This is a genomic window from Aquimarina sp. BL5 (genome assembly GCF_003443675.1).
Classification (GTDB): domain Bacteria; phylum Bacteroidota; class Bacteroidia; order Flavobacteriales; family Flavobacteriaceae; genus Aquimarina.
On record NZ_CP031963.1, the window covers coordinates 2,251,898 to 2,268,441 of the forward strand.

14 protein-coding genes are annotated in these 16,544 nt (G+C 31.9%); 11 read left to right on the forward strand and 3 right to left on the reverse strand.

All coding sequences use genetic code 11. The features are described from left to right. The first annotated feature begins 425 nt into the window (after window positions 1–425). The 8 genes from D1818_RS09685 to D1818_RS09720 all read left to right on the forward strand — a co-directional run bounded on the left by D1818_RS09685 (window position 426) and on the right by D1818_RS09720 (window position 9,033). On the forward strand, window positions 426–2,363 hold the full coding sequence (locus D1818_RS09685; RefSeq protein WP_118458405.1) for an FAD-dependent oxidoreductase: 1,938 nt from the start codon (window positions 426–428) through the stop codon (window positions 2,361–2,363). A 21-nt stretch (window positions 2,364–2,384) separates the two neighbouring features. Then, window positions 2,385–3,506: a glycoside hydrolase family protein gene (locus D1818_RS09690; RefSeq protein WP_199726289.1), complete on the forward strand. Its 1,122-nt coding sequence runs from the start codon at window positions 2,385–2,387 to the stop codon at window positions 3,504–3,506. Between the two features lie 379 nt (window positions 3,507–3,885). Further along, on the forward strand, window positions 3,886–4,851 hold the full coding sequence (locus D1818_RS09695; protein WP_118458407.1) for a hypothetical protein: 966 nt from the start codon (window positions 3,886–3,888) through the stop codon (window positions 4,849–4,851). Between the two features lie 99 nt (window positions 4,852–4,950). Beyond that, window positions 4,951–5,766, forward strand: a complete 816-nt coding sequence (locus tag D1818_RS09700) for a helix-turn-helix domain-containing protein (RefSeq protein WP_118458409.1) — start codon at window positions 4,951–4,953, stop codon at window positions 5,764–5,766. A gap of 85 nt (window positions 5,767–5,851) precedes the next feature. Then, on the forward strand, window positions 5,852–6,226 hold the full coding sequence (locus tag D1818_RS09705) for a VOC family protein (RefSeq protein WP_118458411.1): 375 nt from the start codon (window positions 5,852–5,854) through the stop codon (window positions 6,224–6,226). Between the two features lie 157 nt (window positions 6,227–6,383). Continuing rightward, window positions 6,384–6,899: a hypothetical protein gene (locus tag D1818_RS09710; protein ID WP_118458413.1), complete on the forward strand. Its 516-nt coding sequence runs from the start codon at window positions 6,384–6,386 to the stop codon at window positions 6,897–6,899. Between the two features lie 20 nt (window positions 6,900–6,919). Then, the gene (locus D1818_RS09715; protein WP_118458415.1) at window positions 6,920–7,384 is read left to right on the forward strand and encodes a hypothetical protein; all 465 of its coding nucleotides are present in this window, start codon (window positions 6,920–6,922) and stop codon (window positions 7,382–7,384) included. Window positions 7,385–7,500: 116 nt separating this feature from the next. Next, the gene (locus tag D1818_RS09720) at window positions 7,501–9,033 is read left to right on the forward strand and encodes an alpha/beta hydrolase (RefSeq protein WP_118458417.1); all 1,533 of its coding nucleotides are present in this window, start codon (window positions 7,501–7,503) and stop codon (window positions 9,031–9,033) included. A gap of 1,271 nt (window positions 9,034–10,304) precedes the next feature. On the opposite strand, the gene pdxH is transcribed toward D1818_RS09720, so the two are convergent. Both pdxH and D1818_RS09730 read right to left on the reverse strand, forming a co-directional pair. Next, entirely contained in the window at window positions 10,305–10,919 is a 615-nt protein-coding gene (pdxH, locus tag D1818_RS09725) for a pyridoxamine 5'-phosphate oxidase (protein ID WP_118458419.1), read from the reverse strand. Beyond that, window positions 10,916–13,318: a heavy metal translocating P-type ATPase metal-binding domain-containing protein gene (locus tag D1818_RS09730; RefSeq protein ID WP_118458421.1), complete on the reverse strand. Its 2,403-nt coding sequence runs from the start codon at window positions 13,316–13,318 to the stop codon at window positions 10,916–10,918. The genes pdxH and D1818_RS09730 overlap by 4 nt, the downstream gene beginning before the upstream one ends. A gap of 118 nt (window positions 13,319–13,436) precedes the next feature. On the opposite strand from D1818_RS09730, the gene D1818_RS09735 reads away from it, so the two are divergent. Then, window positions 13,437–14,348, forward strand: a complete 912-nt coding sequence (locus D1818_RS09735) for a universal stress protein (protein ID WP_118458423.1) — start codon at window positions 13,437–13,439, stop codon at window positions 14,346–14,348. A gap of 28 nt (window positions 14,349–14,376) precedes the next feature. Here the strand turns inward: D1818_RS09735 and D1818_RS09740 are convergent, their stop codons facing one another. Then, window positions 14,377–14,604 carry a hypothetical protein gene (locus tag D1818_RS09740; RefSeq protein ID WP_118458425.1) on the reverse strand — a complete coding sequence of 76 codons (228 nt, stop codon included), beginning with the start codon at window positions 14,602–14,604 and terminating at the stop codon, window positions 14,377–14,379. 144 nt (window positions 14,605–14,748) lie between these two features. Between D1818_RS09740 and D1818_RS09745 the strand changes: the two genes are divergently transcribed. Together D1818_RS09745 and D1818_RS09750 are read left to right on the forward strand one after the other, a co-directional pair. Further along, a complete protein-coding gene (locus tag D1818_RS09745; protein ID WP_118458427.1) occupies window positions 14,749–15,597 on the forward strand; it encodes a universal stress protein in 849 nt (282 codons plus the stop codon). A 12-nt stretch (window positions 15,598–15,609) separates the two neighbouring features. Then, window positions 15,610–16,527: a universal stress protein gene (locus tag D1818_RS09750; RefSeq protein ID WP_118458429.1), complete on the forward strand. Its 918-nt coding sequence runs from the start codon at window positions 15,610–15,612 to the stop codon at window positions 16,525–16,527. Window positions 16,528–16,544 lie beyond the last annotated feature (17 nt).

Consider the following 16,544-nt stretch of genomic DNA (forward strand, 5'->3'; position numbering starts at 1 on the left):
TTTCAATTGAAGTAGTTCAAATTTTTAGACGAAATAAAAATGGGTTGTAGATATTTAAGTTAAAATACGTACATCTCTAAAACCAACCCATTATTATGTACACAGTACTAAATAAAAATACAATTGAAATGGAAATAGTAACCTTTATTTCGAAAACAAAACGAGGTTTGCCACCAACAGGGTCCTTTCAGTTTATAAACACAATGGAAATATTGAGAATAAAGAAGAATATTTTGATCAAGAATTATATGACCAGCGCTATATAATAAAACGTACCAATGCTTGGATGGATAGCTTTAGGTCTTTGTTTAATCGATTTGATATTGCAACAGGAAGACAAAAAGGTTTTAACCACCTAACATTCTTTATGATAGCAATAAAAAAACTTAAAAAAGAAAAGAGATAAAAGTTTGAATCACTTGATTATGAAAAGAAGGCAATTTATCAATACCGTTGGAAAAGCAACACTGCTACTATTAGCTCCTGTAGAGCTATTGGCAAAAAGCAAAACTCTTGATGATATTTCTGGAGAATTTATTTTTGTTGAGGCTGAACAATTTATCAATCAAGGAGGATGGGAGTTAGATCAGCAGTCTATGGATCAAATGGGTTCTCCCTATTTATTAGCTCATGGATTAGGTATTCCTGTAGAAGATGCAACTACTGAGATTGTTTTTCCTAAGGTAGGCAAATATCGGATATGGGTTCGTACTCGAGATTGGGTCGCTCCCTGGAAGGCACCTGGTGCTCCAGGAAAATTTCAGTTATTACTTGATAATAAGCCTTTAACAGAAACTTTTGGTACAAAAGGTGCTGATTGGCATTGGCATGATGGAGGAGTTACAGAAGTATCTAAAAAAATAGAACTATCCCTACATGACTTAACCGGTTTTGAAGGAAGATGTGAGGCAATTCTTTTTTGCAAAGATCTAAATTTTAAACCTGTTAATGATGTTACTGCTCTTACTAAATTTAGGAGGAAGTTATTAGGTTTGCCTGAACAACCAAAAGATGGAGGTAGTTTTGATTTTGTTGTTAGCGGAGGTGGGTTTGCTGGTACTTGCGCTGCGTTAGCAGCTGCACGAAACGGACTTACCGTGGCGCTCATACAAGACCGCCCCGTATTAGGAGGAAACGGCAGTTCTGAAGTTCGCGTTTGGCCGGAAGGTCATACAAAACAAAAACCGTATACACATGTAGGAGAAATTGTTGATGAAATAGCTCCTAGCGCAATAGACTTAGGAAAATACGGAACGCGTAATGCAAGATTGGGTGAGTCATATGATGACCAACGTAAAATAGAAGTAATCAAAAAAGAACCGCGAATTACATTATTTTTAGAAGAAAGAGTAATTAAAGTACTACAAGAAAATAATGCGGTGAATGCGGTTGTTTCTCAAAACACCCGAACCGCAATCCATACCAAGATTAAAGGTAATTTTTTTGCAGACTGTACAGGAGATGCTACAGTTGGTTTTCTGGCCGGAGCAGATTTTGAAATATCTGGTTCTGGATTTATGGGATTCTCTAACATGTGGAATGTAATGGATGCTGCCAATAAAGAAGAAGTCCTTAAATGTGAATGTAAAGATAAAACGGCACTCACCCTATCGTGTGAGATTGGAGAGGTCGAACAACCTTTTCCACGATGTCCTTGGGCACTAGATTTAAGTGATAAACCATTTCCAGGAAGAGCTAATTATAAAGGACAATGGGGATCAGAAGATCCTTTAGGAAATCTTGGAGGTTGGTTTTGGGAAAGTGGTTTTGATAAAGACCCTATCACCGATGTAGAAAAAATTCGTGACCTTAATTTTCGTGCTATGTATGGCGCTTGGGATGCTTTAAAAAATGTAGATAAATTGTATCCAAACCACCGTCTAGGGTGGTCGGCATTTATTTCGGGCAAACGAGAATCCAGAAGGCTTATGGGAGATCTAAAATTAACTGCAGACAATTTTAGGGATAAGGTTGATTTTGAAGATGGTGTATTTCCGTGCTCTTGGGGAATCGATGTGCATACCCCGCACGAATCTTTTGATGAAGATTTAAAAGGAGAAGAGTTTATTTCTTTTGCTACCACAGGAAAAGGGTATGACTATGAAGGTCCCTACTGGGCACCGTATAGAGCACTGTATAGTCGAAACATTACCAATTTGTTTATGGCTGGGCGTAATATAAGTGTGAGCAGAGAAGGTCTAGGGCCTGTAAGAGTAATGAAGACCTGCGGAATGATGGGAGAAGCAATAGGCAAAGCCGCCTCAATTTGTATCAATCATAAAACAACTCCTAGAGACGTTTATAAAAATCATTTAAACAAATTAAAAGAACTGATGAAACAACCAGGAGCAAAACGAGTTTAGCCTTTAAATAATAGATCCTATATGAATACTCATTTTTATATATTTATTTTAACGTTCCATTTTTTAACCGCGTGCAAAAATAATAGCCCTGTTCAAGATACTAGCAATCAACAAAAAACCACGAGCACTACAGACAGTTTTACATTGGATTTGGGGAAACCAGATCTCAAATCAAAATTTGAAGACCGTATTTGGAGTATTTGGGGTGGTTCTATGGTAAAAGGAAATGACGGATTGTATCACATGTTCTATTCGCGATGGGAAAAAGAATTAGGATGGGCTTGGGTAACCGATTCTGAAATTGCGCATGCAGTTTCTAGCTCTCCATTTGGTCCCTTTACATTTAAAGATGTTGCGCTCCCGACAAGAGGAAAAGAATATTGGGATGGATTGTGCACGCACAATCCTACAGTGCATCAATTTGGAAAAAAATACTACTTATATTATATGGGAAATACAGGAGATGGTAACGTACCTTCTGCTCCCGGAAAAATGGCGTTAAACCCTATACATCGGAACAATCAACGCATTGGGGTAGCTGTTTCCGATAGTCCCAATGGTCCTTGGAAAAGATTTGATACTCCGCTCATTGACGTGAGCCCAGAAAATACAGCATTAGATGCATTAATGGTTAGTAATCCATCCATTACTCAACGTCCTGAAGGCGGATACCTCATGGTTTACAAAGCTGTTGGGAAAAAAAGACCAGGAATTTGGGGAGGACCCGTTGTGCATTGTGTCGCTACTGCTGATTATCCAACTGGTCCGTTTAACAAATATAATAAAGCTGTTTTTAAAGCAAAAGGGCATGATTTTCCAGCTGAAGATCCTTTTATATGGCATCAGGAAGGGAAATATCGAGCAATTGTCAAAGACATGCACGGTGCATTTACCAATGCAGGTCGAGCATTAGTGATGTTTGATTCTAAAGATGGTTTTGATTGGAAACTATCAAAGAACCCTTTAGTGTCTACATTAGAAATTAATTGGACAAATGGTTATAAACAGCAGGTAGATCATCTGGAACGTCCACAACTTTATATAGAAAATGGCAAACCAATTGCTTTGCTTTGTGCCGGTGACATAAAAGAAGATGACAATATAATACAATCATTTAATGTACAAATTCCAATCTTGGAATAGTCCGTATTTAAACTTATTTATTACGCTAAATGAAATCATCCAGATAATCCTATTCATATTTGTTTAGGTTGAATCGATAGATAGAATCTCTTTTAATATTGTGATTTATGATTTATACCTAAAGAATTTTAGATTGTAATATCTGGTATAAAGTATTATAATTATTTACAAATGATTAGTTTTATAGATAAAGAGAATATATGATTACTTTCGGTAATTAGATAAAACATCTAGGAACGTGATGTATAAAATCAGAGCAAATTTTAATATCGGTTCTAAAGATCATTTCCTTTTTTTCCAGTAGCTTTAAATCTTATAAATTAAATAAGAAATAAATAATCTACAGATAATTAACATGAGTTCCGTTTTCCTCGATATAATGAAAAGCAAATCTGATTCTGAGTTAGTAACTATACAAGAGCATTATAAGCAATATACTTTGGATGCATTAAATGCTTATTTGATTGAAGTAAAAAAACGAAACTTAAAAATTAATAATAATGAAATAGAAAAATGGGTTAAAGAACTTGAACTTCAAAAGTTCAAAGATGATTTATCAATAGCACCTAAGTTTGACTGGGACAGTCTTTCTGTGAAAAATGAAATTATAGGTATAAGCAAGTTTTTGAGGCTTGAAATTTTTCTAAGAATAAGAGTTCATAGTATAACTCCTAAACCAATAATTTCTAAACCCTTTTCCGAATTTCCAGCTTTATGTTTATTAAGTAAAAAAGAGCTCCCTAAGGGCTTAAAATCGGTTATAAATGATGATGAATGGCTAGAAATAGCGAGCGAAATGCTTATTGTAACTATTTACAATTTACAAAGTTTAGGTATCATATCAGTTACGGCATTTCAAGATAGATTCTCTTATTTTGGACTTATTCAATTTTATAGAGAATTTCTTTCAATCAAGTTAATTAAGAATAGTAAAACAGGTGATGTTTTATCTGACTTTGTTATTAGTGTTTTAGAAACTATTGACATCAATCAGAAGACAAGCCTTTATTTTGATAATATTTTGAAGCTTTTAGTAGACAATATTATAGGAAAGGAAAAAGTTAATTTACCAGAAAAGGAATTTGTTATTAATATTCTAACGATCTATTCTGAAAGTAATGAGTTTATTGATTTATCCTTTTCTAAAAGTAACTTGGGATTAATAACTAATTACTCGTTAATAATTGACGAAAAACAAAAAGTTACTTTACAATCTCAATACCAGGATAGTAAGAATATGGAAATAGTATCCAGAGAAGCAAACGATATAGATATTTTCATATTTTCTAGGATTAAAAAGTACATATCTGATGAATTTTTCAGTCATCAAATAGATACAGGTTAAAAAAACCTAACACAATATAACAAAACATAATTACCCCATAAATTGGCAACGTTTGTTATATTAAATATTATAATCCATTCAGAAAAACCAAGATTTAAAATGAATCATAAAATATTTGAACCACAACCGAATTTAGCAGAATGGGTTAAATGTTATTGGACATTAGAAAGCTCTTTTGAAAACACCCCTTTAAAGAATACTATTATTCCTGATGGAACAATGAAATTGATTTTTCATTATGGAGATACTTACAAACATCACCCAGAAGGTAAAGAGAGTATAATTTTGCCAAAATGTTTTTTAATAGGACAGTTAACACGTCCATATGTTGTAGAGCCGCTTGGAGTTACTGGTTCTTTCGTTGTTCGATTTCAACCTAACGGTTTTTTACCTTTTGCGAATATATCCATAAAAGAAATTCAAAACACAGCTGTACCATTAGATAAACTCTTTGGAAAAGATGGGGGAGAAATTGGAGAAAAAATTTTAACCGCAGATGCTACTTCTAAGAGAATAGAATTAATAGAAACATTTTTACTAAACCGATTAATTGACAGAAAAAATATTGACAATATCGTCAAATCAACAGTGGAAATAATTTTAAATGGGAATGGTCAATTTTCAGTAAATGAACTTTCAAAGCAAAACAATATTAATCGGAGACAGTTAACTCGCAAATTTTCGTCAACAATTGGTTTAAGTCCCAAACAGCTTTCAAAAACTGTAAGAATTCAAAATACACTAAAAACATTATTAAATAAAGAAGTTACAAGCCTTACGGATTTGGCTTATGAAAATGAATATTTTGACCAAGCGCATTTCATAAAAGATTTCAAAGAATTTACAGGATTGACACCTAAAGAGTTTTATGGAGACAATTTAAAGATGTCTTTGATTTTTGACACCAAAGACTAAGCGTGTCCCATTTTTACAATTTTATATTTTAAAGACATAGCATATTTGTAATGCAATAACGCAACAAAATATAAAAGAAAACAAAATGAAAAATGTAAATCCTGTAAACTGGTTTGACATAAATGTATCGAACTTAAACAATGCTAAAGAATTCTATGAAACTGTTTTTAATATAAAACTTGTTGATTTCCCTATCGAATTTGGGAAACAATCTGGTTTTCCATTTGATCCAAAAGGTCTAAATATTACCGGAGCATTAGTAGAAAAAGAAGATTTTGTACCAAATAGCAATAACACCATTATTTACTTTGAATCACTAGACTGCACAACTGAAGAAAATTTAGTAGAAAAGGCCGGAGGAAAAATCATACGCCCAAAAATGTCAATAGGAGAATTTGGTTTTGTATCTATCTTAATGGATATAGATGGAAATACCATTGGTCTGCACTCAAGAAAATGATTAAAGGGAAACACTAATGTACAATATTGTATAAAAGTAATAGCGGTTTGGGTATTAGCCTAAGCCGTTTTTGTATTTAATTAAGTATCTTCATTTACGAAAAGCATGGTAACATTGTAACCTGCTATGACACATATATTAAAGGCTATAATATATAATGGAACAAACGCTAAATAAAAAGAAAGTAAATTATCTGATTTTAGTAATTAAATTATTAATTCTACTATTCTTTATTTTTGTTTCCGTTAAAGGTTATCAAGAAACTATTTTTGAATTGGATATGCATCATAGTAATCGATATAAGGTAACTGATTTCATTCGATTAATGACAAGACGAACGTATTTTAGACCTTCACTCCTTCTATTATTACCACTTATTGGCATTTTTGCAAATAAAAAAATTGGTTGGATTTTTATCACATCATATTTTTATTTTTTACTGACTAGGCTAGTATTCTCTACTATATCCAATGGTCTAAATTATAATGAAGAAATAATGTTTTTTGCCATTGCATTGATACTAATATTACTATTCATTTGGATAATGAATCGAAAAAAAATATTTGAGAAAGTTTACAGTCTTAAAAAGAACGAAGTTTTGATTACCAATATAAAAGCTTTTTCTCTTGGAATTTTCTTAACCTTATATCTTGCATGGACACAAATGATTTAAACATTAGCATACATTATAATATGAATAGAGAGGAATTTTACAATAATCTAATCAAAGCTACCAATATTGTATACCCTTTTACCAGTGAAATGGTCCTTAACGAACTCCCAGATGACTTTAAGTATATTGTAAAAATATATTCAAGTTTCAGGGAGGGACTGGAAGAAGGTGAAATGACTTTTCCTGATGTTGAAAAACTTAATCAAACAACGGAACCAATTGAAGCTAAAGAAGTAATTGAGATGCTATGGATGGATCACGCAATTCCAGAATGGATAAATATTCAAGTTGAAGATTATGATGAAAATTACACCTATTTTTCTTTGGAATGCTGCGGAAGATATTCAAAACTGAAAAAACATCTATATCACATACAAGAAGGCTATCCTCCATTTCATTCTTTAAGCCCACCACTTCCATACCATTCGATGAATAAAGACGGCAAGACAATTGCAAAATTTGATATAAACCGGAATAAAAAATAATCTATATACAACAATGCATAACAAATCATAGCCACATATCGGCAGCTATCACTTACTAACTGTAACAACTACTGAAATATCGAATCTTTAGAATTGAATACATAAATCTAAAAACAATGAGAATAACAACCTTGGTAGTATTCATATTTTTCCAAATATGCTCAATACACGGACAGACTTCGATAAAGCAAATGAACCTAAATCGTGGAAAGTATAAAGTAGGATTCAAACATTATACAATAGTTGATAGCACAAGAACTTATCAAATTAAAAATGAGTTTAATAATCAATTAATAAATAGACCAATTCCTATCAGTATTTGGCATCCAGCAAAAACTAAAAATAATATTTCTAAACAATTAACTGTTTTAGATTATTTAGAAGTTCTAAAAGAAGAAGAAGAATGGAAAAACTTACCGAATGAGTTTTTATTAGATTGGTTTCCTTACTTATGGAATACACCACAAAATAAGGCACATCTAACTGAAAAAGTAGTTGCTTTTTCTGACTCCTTTTTTTTAGAAGAGAAATTCCCTGTTGTAGTTTATTCTGCAAGTTATCAAGCCTCATCAATTGAGAATTTTGTTTTATTTGAATATTTAGCAAGTAATGGTTTTATAGTGATATCAAGCCCTTCAAGAGGAACAAACACAAGATGGTTAGAAGGAGGAACTATAAAAGATATAGAAACACAATCTCGAGATGTGGAATTTATCTTAAAGGAAATTCGTAAATATGAAAATATCGATTTCGATAAAATAGCACTTATGGGCTTCAGTTTTGGCGGACTATCCAATGCTATAACAGTTATGAAAAATAAGAATATAAGTGCAATAGTAAGTTTAGATGGGACGGAAAGATACAATTACTCTGTCTTAGAAAAATCACCTTACTTTAATTTAGATAAGTTTAATATTCCTTACATCCATTTTGCACAAAAAGATATTCCCAAAGAAGTACTTGTTAATGATAAAATTCCTGTGGAGTTGAATTATAAATTCCAACTTTATGACTCTTTAAAGTATAGTAATGTCAGTAGTTATAAGTTTCACGACCTCTCACATTCGTATTTTAGTTCCTTCGGAGTTTTATTTACCAATAGAGATAAAAGACAAGACAAAAGCGATGATAAAATTATGGCTTCGTATAAACTACTTTCTGAACATACTTTACAGTTTTTAAACGCAACTCTAAAAAATGAACAGAAAGCAAAGTTATTCATTGAAAATAGCCCTTATAGTAATAGCTTTTCAGAAAGTCTGATCTCAAAAAAAATGAAAAAATCTATTGAGATAGAATTTGATTATAAAGATTTTAATGATTTAGCGCACTCTCAGAATTATCAAGACTTGATCTCATTGTACAAAAAAGTCCTAACAATGCATCCAAAACTTCAACTAAAAGAAGGTATGTTAAATACACTAGGATTAAGACTATCATTCCATCCCTTAAAGATTGAACAGGGCATAAATGTATTCTTGTTAGCTTTGCATATTTATCCAAAATCGGCAAATTTATACGATAGTTTGGCCGAAGCATATCTATATAAAAAGGATTTTAAAAACGCTATTGCTAACTTTAAGAAGTCATTAGAATTAAATCCCAAAAATCAGAATGCAATTGATAAACTTAAAAAATTGGAGAAATAAGGTAGAGAAAGTATGAATGCATTTATCAATTAATTAAAAAAAGATTCTTTTTATGAAGAGGTATTCTCCACTATCAAAAAAAAGAAACCTTCGAAAAAATCTTCATAAATATCCATAAACTATATCTAGATGAATTTTTCAGGCATTTTTTTCGTTTTGAAAACAATCATTTTTTTGGTTATCTGATTATTATTTTAACCTACGAATAAGCTTAAATCAAACTAATAAAGGAACATATTGATATATAATTATCCTCTTCCCTATTATTTACTTGTTTTGATAAAAAAATCAAAACAATAATAAACACAAACAATCTAAAAAAATGCCCTTTGAGTATAAAAAGCACCTCAAAACAGCTGAATTTTAGTTAAAAAGTGTTAAAATAGTACCTTTTTATACATAGTACTGTAACAAAACACAACCCTCTGCGTCTAGTAAGTATATAACAATCTAAAACAATAGAAATTATGAGAACATTAGACAACAATCAAATCACTAAAAAATTAAACAAGACAAACGGAAATATCTGGAACGCTAAAAGACGCTTTAGATAGTCCAACAATAAAATCATCAATCAACTTATTCACCTCTGGTGGATCAAAAAACAATCAACATCATGAGAACTTTAGACAACAATCAAATTACTAAAAAATTAAACGACACTAACGGAAGTATCTGGAACGCTAAAAGACGTTTTAGATAGTAGTCCAACAAAAAAATATTCATCAATCAACCTATCCGCCTTAGGTGGATCAAAAAACAATCAATATCATGAGAACTTTAGACAACAATCAAATTACTAAAAAATTAAACAACACTAACGGAAGTATATGGAACGCTAAAAGACGTTTTAGATAGTAGTCCAACAAAAAAATATTCATCAATCAACTTATTCACCTCTGGTGGATCAAAAAACAATCAATATCATGAGAACTTTAGACAACAATCAAATTACTAAAAAACTAAACAACACTAACGGAAGTATCTGGAACTCAAAAAGACGTTTTAGATAGTCTAGTAAAAAAGTATTCATCAACCTCTCCGCCTTAGGTGGGTCAAAAAACTAATCATCATGAGAACATTACAAAACATAAGGAATATATCGCGAAACAGCGCTACTCCACAATATAATAGGTTCGTAAATTACATCACACAATTCTACGATTATGAAGGAAACATTATTACAGGAAATAAAAGATACACTTACCAAGTTGAACGATAAAACAAAAAGCTGAATTTTAGAACAAACTCTAAAATTCAGCTTTTATATATTAAAACATACAACTTTTACGATTTTTCATTCCCTTATACCAACGAAAATCAAATCCAAGGTTATAAGTAACAATATAGGTAACCGCCATTGCAGGATCCTGTTCTACAAACTCTATGTGAGAAGGTTTGATCATATATCCACCCCAATATGCTGGTTTAGGAATCGTTTTATTTCGAAAACGAACTTTATATTCTTTCAAACGATCTTCTAATATTTTGCGGGAAGTAATCACTTCACTTTGATTAGAAACCCAGGCACTTAATTTACTTCCTTCAGGTCGAGACTCGAAATATCCTTCTGATAAATTTTCTGGAAGCTTTTCTGCCTTACCAGAAATAAAGACTTCTCGTTTAGATTTTTTCCAGTTAAACAAGACGGAAACATTATTATCTTTAGCAATTGCCCTTCCCTTCTCACTGTTATAATTGGTAAAGAACACAAAACCTTCCCAAGTAAAACGTTTCAGTAATACGATTCTACTTTTAGGAAAGCCATCTACACCTTTAGTTGATAATAACATAGCGTTTGCTTCATCTTCCGGATGCGCTTTATCCACTTCATGAAACCATTTCTGAAAATGTTCTATTGGATTATGATCATCAACCGTATTCATGATTCCTGAAGTTTTATTTTTCTTCCATTCCAATTGGTTAATATCGTAACATAAACAACTACAGAAATGGAACTTAATGGCATCAATATAGCGGCTATAATTGGAGATAATTGTCCTGTAACGGCATAATACAAACCTATACTATTGTATAGGAATGACAAGACAAAACTTGATTTAATAATCTTAATTGCCTTTTTAGAAATCTTAAGATACTTAGGGATTTTGTCAAATTGAGAAGCATCTAAAATTGCATCACAAGCAGGAGAAAATACATTTACATTTTCTGAAACCGCTATACCGACATTGCTTTGAGCTAAAGCACCTGCATCATTCAATCCGTCGCCAATCATAATTACTTTTTGTGTTGACTCCTGCAATGATTTGATATAATTCAGTTTTTGATCTGGTTTTTGGTTAAATAGCAAAGAAGTGCCTTCTGGAAGTAATTGTTTCAAGTGCTTTTTTTCTCCTTCATTATCACCGGATAATATAGATAATTTATAGGCTTTGGTTAAAGTATTAAAAACATCCTTTACGTTCTTTCTATATTGATTATGAAAAACATATCGCCCTTTGTATTCATTATTTGCACTTATATGAACATTTGTATTTTGTATTGCTGAAAGTTCTTTATTTCCTACAAAATTTGAAGAACCTATTTTTATAGTACTTTCTGCTAATTTTGCTTTAATTCCTTTTCCGACATACTCCTCGTATTCATCAAGTGTATATATCTCTTGATCTTCTAAAATATTATATAACGCTCTGCTAAGTGGATGATTGGATGCTCTCAATGTGCTTTTGAGCAATGATTCCTCTTCCGAAGTTAGTTCCATCCCTTCGTATTCTATATTACTAGTAGTATTGGTCGTTATGGTTCCTGTTTTATCAAAAATTATACTATCCGTTTGAGCCAACTGTTCGATAACATCTGCATTTTTAAGATAGAATTTATTTTTTCCAAAAATTCGGAGCATATTTCCCAAGGCGAAAGGTCTAGCCAATGCTAATGCACAAGGACACGCAATAATTAATACAGCAGTGAGAACATTAATAGCTTTTCCGGCATCAATAAACAACCAAAAAGTTGTAGCGATGACCGCTATACTTAAAATAATGATCGTGAAATATTTACTAATTGTATCTGTAAGATTGGTAAAAGATGCAGATTTATCCTTGTTAAACACATCATTACTCCATAAACGGGTAAGGTAACTTTGTTCTACGGTTTTTATAGCTTCAATTTCTATAGCTCCATATAATTGCTTGCCTCCTGCAAAGAGTTTGTCACCAGATCTTTTAGGAACTGATTCGCTTTCTCCGGTTACAAAACTATAATCGATTCTTGCCTCTCCTGTAATTAATATAGCATCTACTGGTATTAATTCTCCATTGCGTATAAGCAATCTATTCCCTTCTTCAATATCATACACCTGAATGCTCTCTTCTTTATTTTTTTTATCTTTTTTGTCAAAAACTAATCGAGTTACCGCAATCGGGAAATAGGATTTATAATCTCTTTCAAAAGATAAAAAAGAATATGTTTTCTGTTGAAAAAATTTACCCAATAATAGGAAAAACACCAATCCCGTAAGGCTATCAAAAAAACCAGTTCCCCAATCAAATATGATCTCGGTAGTACTTCTAAGAAAAAGCACTACGATTCCAAGAGCAATGGGCACATCTATGTTCAATATTCTGGATCTTAACCCTTTAAATGCGGATATAAAATAATCTTGTGCAGCATACAATACAACTGGCAAAGAAAACACAAACATCAGCCAGCGAAACACGTACTTATATTGTTCCAACCAGTATTCTGACACTTCAAAATATTCAGGAAATGACAAGAACATTACGTTACCAAAAGCAAATCCAGCAATCCCCAATTTGTAAATCAAACTCCTGTTAATATGCTTTTCTCCTTCAGAATAATCATCTAGACTTATATAAGGTTCATAACCAATTGAATTAAGTAACATCACTACTTTTTTCAGAGATGTTTTTTCATTATTAAAAGTAATTCGAACGGTTTTCTTCGGGAAGTCAACTTGAGAATTTGTAATTGAAGGTTCGAGCTTATGTAAATTTTCTAATATCCAGATACATGAACTACAATGTATATGAGGAATGTATAATGTAATAATCTCTGTAGTATCATCACTAAACTCGATTAGTTTTTCAGCAATAGCAGGAGTATCGAGATAATCGTATTTTCTTTCAATTTCTTTAGGAATGGCTCCAGGAGCAGATTGTAAGTCATAATAACAGGATAAATCATTACTCGAAAAAATATCATATACAGTTTTACACCCATTACAGCAGAATGTTTTTTGATCAAAAGTAATGGCCAACGCATCACAATCATTACCACAGTGATAACATGTGGATTCTATCATAAGTATCTAATTTGAGATACAAAAATCAAAAAGACAAGGAGTATATCATATGATAAAAGTCATAGTTTTAGGTCTAGTAAAGATTTAGTTTTGGCATATCACCATAACACTACTGATGATGAAAAAGATTTTGTTACCTACTGATTTTTCAGATAACTCCTGGAATGCTATTGATTATGCTACGGAACTTTTTAAAGAAGAAGCCTGTACTTTTTTCCTTTTAAATGTATATAGTAAGATCATTTATGAATCTGTACATCTTTCTGATATACCCTCTGAGCGTAGTATTGAAAATACTGTAAAAGCGAATGCAGTAACAAATCTGGAGCATCTAAAAAAGACCATAATACATACAAGTCCTAATCAGAAGCATACATTCGAAATAATTGCTGCTTTGGGCTCTCTAACAGAGGTAACAAAAGAAGTTGTGAAATCTGAAAAAATAGATCTCATAATTATCGGAACCAAAGGTGCCACAGGAACAAAAGAAGTATTCATGGGCAGCAATACGGTGCGTATTATTAATACTATAAAAAAATGTCCTGTTTTAGCAGTGCCGGATGGTTTTACTTTTACTTCCAAGCCTTCCGAAATTACTTTCGCAACAGATTTTACACATTTTTATAGTAAAGAGGAGTTAAGACCTCTATTAGATCTTGCGAAATCCTTTAACGCAACTATTAGAATCGTTTATGTCCAGCAAGAAGAAGGATCCTTAACCGAAGAACAGAAATTTAACTTAGGAATGTTACAAAAATATTTTAAAGACATAAAGCATTATCAGCATACCTTAATTAAAAGTGATTCGGTTTCAAAATCACTTAAAGTATTCGCTGAAGAACTTGACATTTACCTATTGGCAATGCTAAACTATTCTCATAGTTTTGTGGATAGACTTACTAGAGAACCTGTAATAAAAACCGTTTCATTCCATACCCAAATACCGCTATTGATACTACCTGAACTGGGCATGAGTGCTTCTTTCTCCAAAGAAACTCGAAAAAATTCGAAATTAGAAGAAACACCATAAAAACGATTTACCCATTCATGATTATGAATTAATCTTGATCTTTAGCTACTGGTCGATCTTCATACAAATCGTCAAAAGTTTTATTCGTTTTATACGTATCGGTAAGGACTGCATATACCATCAGAATAACCAGCACCTGACCAAAACAAGTAAGATAAAACACCCAACTAAATTCGATATCCATTAGTACCATTATCGTAATAAATAATAATAGTATCGTAGTAATAACAACCATTACCATCCCAGAAATTCTCATATTTTGTTTTTCTTAAAATTAAAAAAAATCAATAAGAAATACTCTTAACTGTTAGCTAAAACATAATTAGTTAGCTGACAAAAATCATAGTTTCTAAGCTTGTTGTTATCTAGTTTTGGATAAAAACTTAATAATAGCTGAATAATGAGAAAAATATTGATTCCCACAGATTTTTCAGAAAATGCGATGAATGCAATTCGATATGCAGTAGAGCTATTTAAATATGAAAAGAGTGAATTTTTAATCTTTCATGCCTATGCAGACGAAGTATACAATCATAACACCTTAGTCTCGCGTTTAATTTTTGAAGAATTGAAAAAAGAGATTCATCAGAACTCTGACGAAGAGCTAGCAAAAATACTATCAGTTCTGCATAAGGTTTCTCCAAATCCAAGACACGAATACAAAACCTTGTCGATTTTTGGAACACTCGTAGATGAAGCGAATGATCTGGTGGATCAGGAAAATATTGATACCCTAATTATGGCTACCAGAGGCAAAACAGATGACCGTAAAATCACCTTTGGAAGCAACACTTTACAAGTACTTAAATACATAAAAAGCCCGGTGTTAGCAATACCTGAAGATTGTAGTTACAATCCCCCAAAAAACATTCTTTTCCCTACTGATTATATGTTACCATACAAAAGGCGAGAATTAAAATTACTGAGTACATTGACTAAAAGCTTTAGATCTTCTATTAACTTTTTACATATTTCTAAATATAAAAAACTGTCGCTACGGCAGGAAGACAACAAAACCTTTTTAAAAGGGTGTTTACCCGATGCAGACTTATCTTTTCATACTATAGATGAAACGGATATTACGACTGCTATTAACCTATATATCGAAAAAAATGATATTGACATGTTAGTGATGATAAACTCCAGACACTCATATCTGGAATGTGTATTGTATCAATCCACTATCGATAAGATTGGATTACATATCAAAATACCATTTCTAACAATGCAAAACTTACAACGAAATTAAAACAATATAATTATGAAACGGATCTTATTACCCACTGATTTTTCTGACAATGCATTTAATGCTATACGGTATGCTATGCAATTTTTTAAGAATGAAGAATGTACATTTTATCTCCTTCATACATTTACGCCAGTCTCTTATAACGTAGGATATCTTATAGAGAATCCAGTGCCTTATGGAATTGAAGATATCGTTATGATGAATTCGAAAAGAGATATTGAAAGTACTGAAGAAAAAATAAAAAATGAGTTTAATAACCCAAAGCATAGTTTTGTGAGGATTTCAGCCTTTAATATGCTAATTAATGAAATCAAAGATACCGTAGATCGCTACAACATTGATCTGATAGTTATGGGTACCAAAGGAGCTACAGGAGCAAAAGAAATCTTTATCGGAACGCATACTATGTATACTATTAAAAAAGCAAAATGTCCGGTTCTAGCAATTCCTTCTGACTTTGAATATGAGGAACCTAAAGAGATATTATTTCCAACAGATTATTATCTTAGTACGTCTAATAAGTATCTACCTTTAATTAAAGACATTTGTACCAGACATACATCAAGGCTTCATATGCTTAATGCCTATTATGGCATTCCTTTAGATCAAAATCAAAAAGAAATAAAAGATTTTATGGATACTTACTTTGATAAAAATGCTCATATTTTTCACATAGCAGATGGTATGGATGTAATTGAAGCAGTAGAAGATTTTCAAAAAATGAATATCATAAACTTGCTAGTTATGGTTCATAATAAACACTCATTTTTTGAGAATTTGTTATTCAAACCGGTAATAAACGAAGTAGCATATCACACCAACATCCCATTTTTAGTAATACCATCAGAAAAACGAATAGGATCGAATCCCAAAGAAGATCGAGCCGATGAAAAAAGAAAAGAAAAAGAGGACGAAGGTTTAGCTGTTTAACGATAATTCGCATAGCT